The organism is Natronococcus roseus (assembly GCF_043677095.1).
Taxonomy (GTDB): Archaea; Halobacteriota; Halobacteria; order Halobacteriales; family Natrialbaceae; genus Natronococcus; species Natronococcus roseus.
Genome location: NZ_JBHLJR010000001.1, coordinates 465,334 through 477,833, shown reverse-complemented (window position 1 = coordinate 477,833; position 12,500 = coordinate 465,334). Strand labels below are relative to the sequence as shown.

Here is a 12,500-nt window from a genome sequence, read left to right as displayed (position 1 = left end):
CTTCTTACCGTACTGATTCGCGTCACCGTTCCTTGCAGGCGGGCGCGAGAGGAGGGGACCTCCTCAAAAGCGCCTCGAACAAGAATATCCGAATGCGGTGGGATCGATCGTCTGCGGGGGACCCTCGCCGGAACTCACTAGTTGTTCGGGCGTAATTCGAACTCGAAACCACCACCTCACTAGTTACTCACGAGCGCCTCTACCGGCCGAAAACAGCTACTTACGATTTCGGAACTGGAACGATATTCACCATTGAAGCGGGACGTATCCGTGGACCCGCTTACAATGCGACGAGTAACACGACGCCGTATCCTGTACGCCACGGGAGCGACGGGCGCAATCGGTCTGACAGGCTTCGCGACCGCCAGCGAAGACGAGGATGAACACGATGAAACGGATCACGGAGAGCACCACGACGACGACCACGACCATCACGAAGGACACGGAGAACACATCGACTTCGACGAAGACTCGGAGTTCAACGAAGCGGACGTGATGTTCATGCAGGGGATGATTCCCCACCACGAACAAGCGATCGAAATGGCCGAGCTCATTCCCGGCCGGTCGGACAGCCGAGAGCTGTGTGAGCTCGGTCCGGAGATCATCGACGTACAGCAAGCGGAGATCGAACAGCTACACGAGTGGCTGAGCGAAGCCGGAGTCGACGATCCCGAAGAGCACGAGATGGATCACGAGGAGATGGACGGCATGCTGACCGAGGAGGACTTCCAGGAGCTCCGCGAATCCGAGGGACGGGAGTTCGACTGCCTGTTCGCAGAACATATGATCGTTCACCACGACGGCGCGATCATGATGTCCGAACACGTCCTCGAGGAGGGAGCGTCCGAGCGCGTCGCCGATCTCGCGGACGAAATCATCGACGTTCAGCAAGAGGAGATCGAGATGATGGAGTGCTGGAAAGACCGGTGGAACTGCTAAAGCGGTCGGTTACATCTCGTCTCTTCGAGCGGCTACCGACTTCGGACCGGTATTTTTACACGAGGTCAAGGCGGCTGTCCCGACCCTCGAGGCCGGGTTGTTGACGAACGGAGTAGGGGGCAGGTCACGGGAGGGTCGGATTGAACTCCCCGGAGAGATACGCTTCACCGTTGGGCGTCATCCGGTATTTGCCTCGGTCGACCTTCTCGACCAGATCGGCCTCTTCGAGCTTTCGGAGGCGTCGATTTACCTCTTCTCGGCTGTAATCGATGTTGTACGCGATAATTGCAGGGGTGAGGACTAACTCCGAAGAGTGAAACAAACTGAGAATTGCATCGTCCATCGGGACCATCCACTCCGTACTGGCTCGAATTTGAGAGGGTTCCGCTAAGAGAAGTTCCGTCCACTGCTCCCTCCGAAGGTCGTTCTGGACGGGGCTGTAGAGTCCAAACAGGACGAGACACGCGGCAAGCCCGTGGATCCAGTGGACGAGGTTCGGGTACATGACCTCGGATAGCGGGCCACCGATTATGAACAGGAAAAGACCGCTCATAGTGACGATGAAGAAAGGATCGTATTCGATGGCATACTGCTCCGCATACAGTAGGTAGAGTAACCCGGAACCGGCGACGATCCCCATCAGGAGGATGTATCCGGTGAAAAAATCTATCTCGATCATAGCTCTTCGTTCCGGATCACTCTACTCTGGATGGTGTTGTTTTGGAGGATTACGATCCAGATCGTGAGCGCCAAAATCGTATAGATCGCCGCTCGAAAGGCCCGCAACCCCGTCGATTCCGTACCTACCGTAAGTAGAACCGTGTGATAGATCGTCGCTGCAGACATCACGATCACCAGCAGCCCGATGGTCATCCCGAACGGTGACTCTCGGAAGATCCGCCACGATAACAGTGCGAGCAATCCGGCTCCAGTGCCGGCAATGATGGCGAAAGGAATGCTCAAATAGAACAACGCGTGGTCCATATCCCCCCTATCGAGGCAGGGCCAATAAATTTAGCACACGTTCTGAGAGGAAGAGGAATTGCTGGCCTCCTCTCGGAAAGCTTCGCTCACCTCTACGTAGCTAGACTTCGATGGAACGCCATACTGCGCAGGAGTGTAGCGTTTGGCTGTCTTCCTGCGATCGGTCAACCCGTTCGTCACCGCCGGATTCCTCCCGTATGCAGTCACGACCGTTCCAGTGTGAGGCCTCGAGCGGCGTGATTCTCCACGGTGCGTCGACGTTGTCTCGTGATTCACGAGAGCCCCCGTTCAGCAGATGTAACTGTGGGATCCACTACCGAACCATTAACTGGCTCCACATGGCGCTTCTCGGTGAGGAGATCAGCGGGGTCGCGAACCCGCTACACCGAGAGTCCGTCCCCATGTCACAGTACGATTCAGACGATACACCCGGTTCACACCACGTTCACGATGAACGAGCGCGGACCGAAAAGCCAACTGACCGTGAGTGCCCGTGCTGTCGGGTGTGCGGACTAACTGCCGAGAAGACCAGGTCCGAGGGCCATCGAGACGAGACTCTCGAGGAACCCGCTTCTCGGACACATAAGGATCACGAGCACGACGACCACGGACACGAATCCCACGTCGATCACGCCGGCCACGAGGAGATGTTCAAGCGACGTTTCCTCGTCTCTCTCGTCCTCTCACTCCCGGTTCTCTACTACAGCCCGATGCTGCAGGAGTGGTTCGGCTACACCGCTCTACCGTTCCCCGGGAGTGAGTTTATTGGGCCACTTCTCGGGACAGTCGTCTTTCTCTACGGTGGAATACCGTTCTTACAAATGGGTGCGGTCGAGGTGCGGAACCGCGAGCCGGGGATGATGCTCTTGATCTCCCTGGCCATCACCGTCGCCTTCGTCTACAGCGTTGCCGCGGTCGGCCTCGGCATCGGTGAGCCGTTCTTTTGGGAACTCGTCACGCTGATCGTCATCTTTCTGCTCGGCCACTGGATCGAGATGCGAAGCGTTCGGCGGGCTTCGGGGGCCCTCGACGAGTTGGCCGAATTACTGCCGAATACGGCCGAGCGGATTACCGAGGATGGCGAAGTCGAAGAAGTTCACGTCGATGATCTCGCAGCAGACGATCTCGTGCTTGTTCGCCCCGGCGCGAACGTTCCTGCTGACGGTGTCGTCAAAGAGGGCGAATCGAACGTCGTCGAAGCGATGATCACCGGCGAATCTCGCCCGGCCAAGAAGGAACCCGGTGACGAGGTGATCGGCGGGACGACCAATCAGGACGGAAGTCTGCGCGTCCGCGTTACCGCGACGGGCGAGGAGACGACGCTCTCGGGTATCATGCGGCTCGTCGAAGAGGCACAGCAGAGCCGGTCCCGAACCCAGGTGCTCGCCGACCGCGCAGCCGGGTGGTTGTTCTACGCGGCGATCGCCGTGGCAGCGATCACCGCGGTTGTATGGACGATCGCAGTCGGCTTCGGATTCACCGTCGTCGAGCGGGTCGTCACGGTCTTAGTGATCGCCTGTCCGCACGCACTGGGGCTCGCCGTGCCGCTGGTCGTCGCTATCAACACGACGATGGCAGCGCGCAACGGGATGCTCGTTCGCGATCGGATCGCCATGGAGGAAGCCCGAAACCTCGACACGATCGTCTTCGACAAGACGGGCACCCTCACGAAGGGTGAACAGGGAGTCGTCGAGGTTGCGACGGCCAAGGGGTGGGACGAAGACGAGCTGCTCGCCGTGATGGCCGCTGCCGAAGGCGACTCCGAGCACATGATCGCGGCGGCGATTCGCGAGGAGGCCGACGAGCGAGGGCTCTCCGTGCCGAGCGTTCGAGAATTCGAGGCGCTCGAGGGCCGCGGAGTTCGCGCAACCGTCGAAGTCGAAGCGGCGGCAACGCCCGGCGCCGATGGGGGACGCGGGCGGGACGGCGAGACGGTCTACGTCGGCGGACCGAACCTCCTTCGGCACCTCGAGGTCGAGCCGGATGCCGAGCTCGAGGCGTTCGCGGAAAGGGCCGGTGAGCGCGGTCAGGGCGTCGTTTATCTGCTCCGAAACGAGAACGCGGTGGGCGCAGTCGCACTCGCGGACGTGATCCGGGATGAGAGCTACGAGGCGATCGAGGCGCTTCACGAGATGGGCGTCGAGGTTGCGATGCTAACTGGGGACTCCGAGGACGTTGCCCGTGCCGTCTCCGAGGAACTCGACATCGACACCTACTTCGCCGAGGTTCTTCCGGAGGACAAGGACGAGAAAATCATCGAACTCCAGGACCGGGACAGGCTGGTCGCGATGGTCGGCGACGGAGTAAACGATGCGCCCGCGCTGACGCGCTCCGACGTCGGTATCGCGATCGGGTCGGGAACCGACGTCGCCGTCGAGTCCGCCGACGTCGTCCTCGTGGAGAACGATCCGCGCGACGTCGCACACCTCGTCCGGTTGAGTCGGAAGAGCTACCGGAAAATGCAGGAGAACCTCGTGTGGGCGGCCGGCTACAACGTGTTTGCGCTGCCCCTTGCGGCCGGCCTCCTCGCACCGATCGGGATCCTGCTGTCGCCCGCCGTCGGCGCCGTTCTCATGTCCGCGAGTACGGTTATCGTCGCGATCAATGCCCAACTGCTCCGCCGGGCTGATCTTACCGTCTGAACGGGTTCTGAGAGGATCGCACGAGTACGTAACCTAAACGTACTGTAGGGGTGAGAGTACAGACAGATGACATCGAAGTACAAGATCGAACTGCTACCGGATACGGAGACGTGCTACCGATACCTCCAGGCCGGGTTCAGCATTATCGTTCTCACGTTCTTGGCTGGGCTTCTGGCGCTCGCGGTTCCGGACTTGCGTCCGACCTACGAGGTGATCGTCATGCCCGCGCTGTTCGTCGGACTCGGACTGCTTCTGTACAGCGTCGGCACACACCTCCACATTATGCACCTGAACGTGCTCGAGATGGGGGACGAAGACGGAACCCACGAGTGAAGAACGTCGGAGCGGGGACTGTCCGGTGACGACGCGGGATCGTCACGCGTCATCGTTTCCACGTCTCGCGGGTTTCCTCATCTAGACGGACCGTCTCGACCGTTGCGCCACGAGCTCGAGTGTCGCCAAGAGTGGTACCTATTGTAAATCGCTGGCCTCGGCACTCATAGGGCTCGTCACGACCGGGTGCCGAGTCCGGCTCGGAGCGAGTGGGTCGTCATCGGCCGTGCGGGCCTACGCTCGAGAGCCAGAAGACGGTTTGGATCCTACCGAGCGGTGTTCACTCGGCGCTCGAGCCGTCAGCCGCGAAGGCGGTGTTCCACTCGTCGATGAGGTTCTGCAGTCGGTCGCTTTGTGTCCTCGAGAACGTCGCCGGGGCGCGGTCGCTCGCCGTCGCGGGCGAGGAGGTCTCGGCCGTCGACTGTGTCGACTGTGTCGACGGCGTCTCGGTCGTCGGCTGGTCGGGAGTCGGTTCGGGTCGGGCGTAGTGGGGGTGCGTGCTCATTGTCGGTCGAAGGGTCGCGTCGTCGAAAGGCGATGCTGTCGTCGGAGAATCAGGCGAGGGGGTGTACGGGTACGACCGACATCTGTACGCCACCCTTCAGGCCGGACCATAATAAACGTTCATGATCTACCGAGTATCGCCGCGATCGGCGACGCGGCTGTCGGCACCTGCCCGCCCACAGGTTATACTCGAGGGTAGCGGACTCGAGAACAAGGATGGCAGCCCCACCGGACGTGAGTTTCGTCGTTCCCGCGAGAAACGAAGCCGACTACCTCGCCGACTGTCTCGAGAGCATCGCGGCCCTCGAGACCGACTACGTCTACGAGGTGATCGTCGTCGACGGCGCCTCGAGCGACGCCACCGCCGATATCGCTCGCGCACACGGTGCGACGGTGCTCGAGGGAACCGGCTCGAGCATCGCCGCGGGCCGAAACCTGGGCGGCGAGGCGGCCGAGGGGGAGTGGCTGGCCTTTATCGACGCCGACACCCGCGTTCGGCCGAACTACCTGACCGAGCTACTGGGCTTCGTCGAACGCGAGGACCTGGCGGCCGGCAGCTCGGTCTGTCGGATGACCGGTCCCCTGCGGGCGAAGCTGATGGAGGGGACGATCAACCACGTCTTCCCGCGGCTCGAGCGACCCATTCTGCCCGGGTTCAACTTCTTCGTCCACCGCGAGGCTTTCTTCGAGACGGGCGGCTTCCCCGAGGTGCCAAACGAGGACACCGCCTTCAGCCGCGCGCTCGGCCGACAACTGCCGACCGGTTACCACGATTCGGTGCTCGTCGAGAGCTCCGGCCGGCGGATCGCCGACAGCGGACTGACGGGGACGCTGTTTCATTACGTCTCCCTCGACGCGGGTCGGCTCCGGGCGTCGGCCTGAGTCCGGCAGTCGCGGGGCGGCCGCTTTTGCGGGCTCGGCCCCCATCCTCGGCCGTGACGACGGTTCCACCCGAAGCCGAACGACTGCTCGAGAACGAACCGGTGATGGCTCACTTCGCCACCTGCGTCGACGGTCGCCCCCACGCCGCGCCCGTCTGGTTTCGCTACGAGGACGATCTCGTCGAGATCGTCACGACGGGGCGCAAGCTCGAGAACGTCCGCGAGAATCCGAAGGTCGCGTTGTCGATCCAGGCCGACGCCGACGGCGACACGCAGTGGATGGTGACGCTGCTCGGCACCGCGAACGTGATCGAGGACGAGGCCGAGACCGACGAAGCCAGACGCCGGATCAACGAGAAGTACGGCGCACCCAGCGACGCCTACGAGGAGAATCGACTCGTTCGGATCGACGTCGGCACGGCGAGCTACCAAACCTACTGAACCTGCTCGAGCGCCTCCGGGCCGCCGACGCGCCCGCTACTCGAGGCGCTCCCGCGCGGCCGCGATCACCAGCGGCAGCGTGATCGTCGCGTCGGCGTACACCGAGACGTTCTCGGCGTCTTTCTCGAGTTTACCCCACGAGCGAGCCTCCTCGAGGGTCGCCCCCGAGAGCCCGCCCGTCTGTTTGGGATCCATCGTCAGCTGGACGGCGTAGTCGTAGGCGCCGGGCGCAACGAGCATCGTCTGGAGCGTGAAGTTCTTCGGCACCCCGCCGCCGACGACGAAGGCGCCGGCCTCCTCGGCCTCGAACGCGAGGTCGGTCAGCGCGGTCATGTCCGCGAGGGCGTCGAGCGAGAACGGCGACGTCTGGGAGTACATCCACGCCTGCAGCCCGAGAACGGAGTCCTGGACCGCGGGACAGTAGATCGGGACGTCGTTCTCGGAGGCCGCGGCGGCGATTCCCGGCCCCTCCTCGACGTCCTCGCGCTCGTTGATCTCGGCGTTGGCTCGACCCAGTTCGCGAGTCAGACGTTCGATCGAGACGGGACCCGACTCCTCGGCTTCGGCCTCGAGGACGGGGAAGACCTCCTCGCGGAGGTGCGATTCGAACGTCGCGAAGAACTCCTGGGGGAGGTAGACGTTGTAGATCCGATCGACCCCCTCGTCGCGCAGCGTTTCGTCGTGCTCGCGCTCCGTTTTGCCCTCGGCCTGCACGCAGCCGTGGTGGTGTTTCCCGCCGATGGCTTCGATCGAGTCGTGGGTGAGGTTCGCCCCGGTCGTGATCAGCGCGTCGACGTAGCCGTCCCGAATCAGGTCGGCGACGATCCGGCGCATCCCGGTCGGCACCATCGCACCGGCCAGCCCGAAGAAGACGGTTACGTCGTCGTCGAACATCGCCTCGGTGACGTCGACGGCCTCGTGGAGGCTCGCCGCGCCGACGCCCGCGTTGCCGTACTCGTCGGCCAGTTCGCCGACGGTCATCCCCGCGCGGGCCTCGGCGTGGCCGACGGGGTCGTGTTGGAACGTCTCCCGCTCGGGCTCATGATGTGTGTCCTCGTCGCTGTCGTGCTCGTCGGTCATATTACCGAGTCGGCGGGCCAGCGCTTTCAACGCCGCGGTCTCGGCGGGACCGACTCGGCCGGCCGAACCGAAACCGACCGACTCCGACGACCCGACTTCGCCGGGATCGTCACCGTCAGCGACGTGCGACCGCTTACGAACCGTCGTCGACGAACTCGTCGGGTGACCCGACGACCGATCCCACCTCGTCGGCCGAGATCGAACGCGGACACTCGACGTCGGCGGCGCTGGTGCGCTCGGCGAGCACCTCCCCGTCACGGAGGAGCTGTACGGCGACGGGACCGTCCGGCGCCTCGACGGCGAAACACGTCGTCTCCCCGGGACCTACCGTCAGCGTCTCGAGCTCGTCCGCCGGAACGTCTTCGACCGATTCGGCGTCCGCCCCGTCCTCGGGATCTTCGTCCTCGTCGTCCGACCCGCTCTCGACGAGCACCTCGCCGAAGAACTCCTCCTGGCAGGCGTCGAACTCAGGGTTCGTGGCCGCGAGGTCTCCCGCCCCCGGAAGCACGGGGTCGTCGCGGAACGCCTCGACGCCATCGATGATCGCGTCGTCGGGGACGCCCTCGAGTTCGCGGACGTCGAACGTTCGGACGCCGTCGACGCCGCCGAACGGCTCGAAGAGGTTGCCGATCTGGCCGTCCGCGGCGAGGAACGTCGCGCCGACGATCACGTCGACGAACTCGCCGACGACGCGTACGGTCTGGCAGTCGACGAACTCGATGCGTTCCTCGGGCGGATCGACGGGCCGCCACTCGAGGGAGACCGGACGCGCCCCGTCGTTGGTCACGCAGAAGACGGCCGCGTCGTCGTCCGTACAGGCGGGGACGAGCCGAACGTCGGCGGGGTCCGACTCCGCACACGCGGGGTCGACGCCCCCGTCGGTCGCCCTCTCCGTGCCGTCGTCGGCAACCGTACTGCCCGATGCGCCACCGATCACCGCAGCGGTAACGGTGACCCTTCGCAACCACTCTCGTCTGGAAGGGAGCTCTTGTGTCATTGGTTAGTTCCCCGGGAACGGGCCCGAGAGTGAGAGTCCCTTCCCGCGCGACGACCATTGTTATCGACGGGCTGCAGGGCGGTTCACGGGAGCCAACAACGCGGCTCGAGCGGTCCGTCGGACGCCGCCGCGATGATCGTCCCGTCGCTCCCTCCGAAGCGGCGTCGAGGCAAGCGACGGCCCGCTCGAGCCGCGTCAAACCGATCGTCGCCGACTCGCGCCGATCCACGGGCGACAGTACGGTGTCGCTACGTCCCGCGTCGGCGGTGTACGCACCCGTATCCGTCGTCAACGACAGCCTACAGCCCGGTCGGCGCCTCGAGGAACGTCGTCTCGAGCCCCCACTCCTCGGCGAGTTCCTGTAGCGCCCGAACGCCGAACGTCTCGGTCGCGTAGTGGCCCGCGAGTACGACGTGGATCCCCGCCTCCCTGGCCTCGTGGTAGACCTGCTGCTTTCCCTCGCCCGTGACGAGCGCGTCCGCGCCAGCCTCGACCACCTCGTCGAGCCAGTCGACCCCGCTGCCGGTGACGACCGCGACGTCCTCGATCTCGTCGGGGCCGAACTCGAGCAGCCGAACGGATCGATCGTCGGTCTCGAGTTCCGACTCGAGTCGCTCCGCGAGGCCGTCGGGCGCGTAGGTATTCGGGAGGGTGCCGCGCTGGCCGATGTGTTCGGGTCCGAGCTCGCCGAACGGCTCCCGGTCCTCGAGTCCGAGGACGTCGGCGACGCCCGCGGCGTTGCCGAGTTCCCGGTGGCCGTCCAGCGGGAGGTGGGAGACGTACAGCGCGAGGTCGTGTTCGAACAGGGGCTCGAGGCGATCGTAGGTTCGCCCCGTTACCCGGTCGAACCCGCCCCAGGAGAGCCCGTGGTGGACGACGAGCGCGTCCGCGTCGGCCTCGGCGGCGCGCTCGAACGTCTCGACGGCGCCGTCGACGGCGAACGCGACGCGCTCGACGGTCCCCTCGTCGGGACCGACCTGGAGGCCGTTCGCGCTGGCGTCGATGTCGGCGTAGTCGTCGGTTCGAAGCCGCTCGTCGAGTCGGTCGGCGAACGTCGAGAGATCCATATTTCGAGGTGCTCCCCCGATCGTCTTGTATCCGCCTGGTTCCGTACGCGTGCGAACGACCGCGCGCTCCGGCGCTGCGCCGAACCACGCTACATCAGGTAGAACAGCGGGAAGAGGATGACCCAGACGATGTCGACGAAGTGCCAGTAGAGCCCAAAGAACTCCACCGGCCGGTGATCCTCGAGGTAGGCGTCGATCGACCAGACGCGGTAGATCATGAAGCCGGCGATCAACAGCCCGAAGATGACGTGCAGGGCGTGCATCCCGGTCGTCACGTAGTAGATCGAGTATTCGAGCCCGTACCACCAGTACTCGCCGTCGGCGAACTTCACGCTGTACTCGTAGCCTTTGACGCCCATGAACGCCAGCCCGAGCCCGAGGGTCGCACCCAGCGTCGCGAGCAGGCCCCGCTTGTTCTTTCGCTCGGCCATCACGAGCGCGAGCACGACGGTGAAACTCGAGGTCAGCAGGATGTACGTGTTCAGCAGGCCGGGCCAGGAGGCGAACGGAACGGTCGTCCACTCCCCCCAGCCCGCGTGGAGGCGCATGAAGACGTACGCGCCGATGATCGCGCCGAAGACGACGACGTCGGAGGCCAGGAACACCCAGACCCCGAACTTCGTGTTGCCGACCCCCTCGACCGGCCAGCGCTCGGCGATGGCCATCTCGGGGACGACGAACCGCTCGCGACCGAACTCGAACAGCGTGTATCCCATGATCGCGACGCCCAGCACGGTCAGTATCGGGTACAGGACGCTCTGCTCGGCTGCCGTCCCGACGAGCGCCTCGGGCGGAATGCCGGTTCCCTCCGCGAAGCCGATCGTGTACGGCGTGATCCCCGTCAGTCCGAGGAAGAAGACGAACGTGCCGAACCCGACCCCGAGCGGCCAGATGCTGGCGTGATCGGCGTGTTCCCCACCCCCGGTGGCCTCCGAGGTGGTTCGGTTCTCGTGTGCGACGCCGCCGTCGGCCTGGGCCGCCGAGTCCTCGACGAACTCGAGCGATCCCGAGGCGTAGCTGGGGCGGCCGTCCCAGTTCTCGAGCGGCGGTGGCGAGGGGATCGCCCACTCGGCTGTCCGGGAGAACTCCCAGGGGTTCTCGGGCGCTCGCGGACCCGCGACGAGGCTGTGGGCGAACGTCGCGAACAGGATCAGGAACGACGCGCCGAAGACGAACGCGCCGACCGTCGAGAGCTGGTGGTAGAACTGGACACCCTCGGCGTAGTGAAAGACGCGCCGGGGTGTCTCCCAGGCGAGAAACTGCGGGAAGTACAGCAGGTTGAAGCCGACGAAGTAGACCGCGAAGTTGAGCTTGCCGAGCGTCTCCGAGTACATCCGCCCGGTGAGCTTCGGCCACCAGTAGTAGAGGCCGCCGACCAGCGCGGTGACGCCGGAGGCCATCACGTAGTGAAAGTGCGCGACGACCCAGTAGGTGCCTCGGAACTCGTAGTCGAGCACGACGGCACCCAGGAACACGCCCGTAATGCCGCCCAGGATAAAGAGGACGAGCGCCCCCAGCGCGAACAGAAACGGCGTCGTCATCCGCACGCGACCCTTGACCATCGTGTAGATCAGTGCGAAGACGATCAGGTCGAAGGGCAGCGAGATCCCGATCGTCGTCGCCATAAACAGCGTCTTGATCTCTAAGTTGATCGTCGTCAGGAACATGTGGTGCATCCAGACCAGAAACGACTGGACGGCAACGAGGACCATCGCGATGATGACCCACTTGCGACCGACCAGCCTGCGACCGGTAAAGGTCTGGAACACCTCGAGCATGATTCCCAGCGCGGGGAAGAAGACGATGTACACCTCCGGGTGCCCGAAGAACCAGAACAGGTGTGCCCACAGCAGCCCCGACCCCTGATCGGTCGCGAAGTACTGGGTTAACAGGATTCGGTCGGACGCCTGTAACAGCAACGCGGCCAGCAGCGCCGCGAACGCAAAGAGCATCATCCAGACGGTCAACAGCCACGTCCAGGTGAACATCGGCATGTTCCACAGGCCGAGCCCTTCCGCCCGCGAACGGTGGATCGTCGTGATGAAGTTCACCGACCCGAGCGTGATCGAGAGCACGAACAGGATCAGCGCGAGCACGGCGCCGTTACCGCCGGTCGTCGCCTCGAGCGCGGGCGTGTACATCGGGACGTTCAGCGGCGCGTACATCGTCCAGCCGCCCGCGAAGGAACTTCCCTGGAAGAACGAGATGCCGAATAGGATCCCCGAGAACAGGTAAAACCAGTAGCTCAGCGCGTTCAGGCGCGGAAAGGCGAGGTCCTTCGCCCCGATCTGTAGCGGGACGAGGTAGTTCGCGAAGCCGGACGCGATCGGCGAGAGGAACCAGAACACCATCAACAGCCCGTGGGTCGAGACCGCCTGGTTGAACTGGTTCTCCGTGAGCAGCCCCGTGCCGCCGCTCTCCCAGAGGTGCGCTCGGAACAGCAGCGCCAGGACGCCGCCCACTACCAGAAAGAACAGCGCCGTTACCAGATAGAGGATCCCGACGTCCTTGTGGTTGGTCGTGACGAGCCAGCGCCTGACGCTCGTCTGTGGCGGAAGGTCGCTCACTCGAGCCCACCTCCGAAACGGCCGCTCGTCGGTCCTCGCCCCCGGCCGCGCCGTCGCCCGCTCGG

General features: G+C 64.3%; 12 protein-coding genes. 5 read left to right on the top strand and 7 right to left on the bottom strand.

Translation table 11 applies throughout. The features are described 5' to 3' along the window. Positions 1 to 285: 285 nt before the first annotated feature. Complete coding sequence (locus tag ACFEMD_RS02485) at positions 286 to 939, top strand: DUF305 domain-containing protein (RefSeq protein ID WP_394739301.1); 654 nt, start codon at positions 286 to 288, stop codon at positions 937 to 939. A 124-nt stretch (positions 940 to 1,063) separates the two neighbouring features. Here the strand turns inward: ACFEMD_RS02485 and ACFEMD_RS02480 are convergent, their stop codons facing one another. Together ACFEMD_RS02480 and ACFEMD_RS02475 are read right to left on the bottom strand one after the other, a co-directional pair. Further along, positions 1,064 to 1,618, bottom strand: coding sequence for a winged helix-turn-helix domain-containing protein (locus ACFEMD_RS02480; protein ID WP_394739300.1), 555 nt, complete (start codon positions 1,616 to 1,618; stop codon positions 1,064 to 1,066). After that, on the bottom strand, positions 1,615 to 1,923 hold the full coding sequence (locus tag ACFEMD_RS02475) for a hypothetical protein (RefSeq protein ID WP_394739299.1): 309 nt from the start codon (positions 1,921 to 1,923) through the stop codon (positions 1,615 to 1,617). Before ACFEMD_RS02475 ends, ACFEMD_RS02480 begins: the two co-directional genes overlap by 4 nt. 401 nt (positions 1,924 to 2,324) lie before the next feature. On the opposite strand from ACFEMD_RS02475, the gene ACFEMD_RS02470 reads away from it, so the two are divergent. Further along, complete coding sequence (locus ACFEMD_RS02470) at positions 2,325 to 4,565, top strand: heavy metal translocating P-type ATPase (RefSeq protein ID WP_394739766.1); 2,241 nt, start codon at positions 2,325 to 2,327, stop codon at positions 4,563 to 4,565. A 66-nt stretch (positions 4,566 to 4,631) separates the two neighbouring features. Then, positions 4,632 to 4,898, top strand: coding sequence for a hypothetical protein (locus tag ACFEMD_RS02465; RefSeq protein WP_394739298.1), 267 nt, complete (start codon positions 4,632 to 4,634; stop codon positions 4,896 to 4,898). Positions 4,899 to 5,178: 280 nt separating this feature from the next. On the opposite strand, the gene ACFEMD_RS02460 is transcribed toward ACFEMD_RS02465, so the two are convergent. Then, entirely contained in the window at positions 5,179 to 5,403 is a 225-nt protein-coding gene (locus tag ACFEMD_RS02460; protein ID WP_394739297.1) for a hypothetical protein, read from the bottom strand. Positions 5,404 to 5,618: 215 nt separating this feature from the next. On the opposite strand from ACFEMD_RS02460, the gene ACFEMD_RS02455 reads away from it, so the two are divergent. Next, entirely contained in the window at positions 5,619 to 6,284 is a 666-nt protein-coding gene (locus tag ACFEMD_RS02455) for a glycosyltransferase family 2 protein (RefSeq protein WP_394739296.1), read from the top strand. 53 nt (positions 6,285 to 6,337) lie between these two features. After that, positions 6,338 to 6,724: a pyridoxamine 5'-phosphate oxidase family protein gene (locus ACFEMD_RS02450; protein ID WP_394739295.1), complete on the top strand. Its 387-nt coding sequence runs from the start codon at positions 6,338 to 6,340 to the stop codon at positions 6,722 to 6,724. A 36-nt stretch (positions 6,725 to 6,760) separates the two neighbouring features. On the opposite strand, the gene ACFEMD_RS02445 is transcribed toward ACFEMD_RS02450, so the two are convergent. The 4 genes from ACFEMD_RS02445 to ACFEMD_RS02430 form a co-directional block, all read right to left on the bottom strand. Beyond that, positions 6,761 to 7,804 (bottom strand): deoxyhypusine synthase, encoded by a 1,044-nt coding sequence (locus tag ACFEMD_RS02445; protein WP_394739294.1) that lies wholly within the window; start codon positions 7,802 to 7,804, stop codon positions 6,761 to 6,763. A 133-nt stretch (positions 7,805 to 7,937) separates the two neighbouring features. Further along, positions 7,938 to 8,801 carry a hypothetical protein gene (locus ACFEMD_RS02440; RefSeq protein ID WP_394739293.1) on the bottom strand — a complete coding sequence of 288 codons (864 nt, stop codon included), beginning with the start codon at positions 8,799 to 8,801 and terminating at the stop codon, positions 7,938 to 7,940. A 299-nt stretch (positions 8,802 to 9,100) separates the two neighbouring features. Then, on the bottom strand, positions 9,101 to 9,868 hold the full coding sequence (locus tag ACFEMD_RS02435) for a Nif3-like dinuclear metal center hexameric protein (protein WP_394739292.1): 768 nt from the start codon (positions 9,866 to 9,868) through the stop codon (positions 9,101 to 9,103). An 89-nt stretch (positions 9,869 to 9,957) separates the two neighbouring features. Then, positions 9,958 to 12,435 (bottom strand): cbb3-type cytochrome c oxidase subunit I, encoded by a 2,478-nt coding sequence (locus tag ACFEMD_RS02430; protein WP_394739291.1) that lies wholly within the window; start codon positions 12,433 to 12,435, stop codon positions 9,958 to 9,960. Between the last annotated feature and the right edge of the window lie 65 nt (positions 12,436 to 12,500).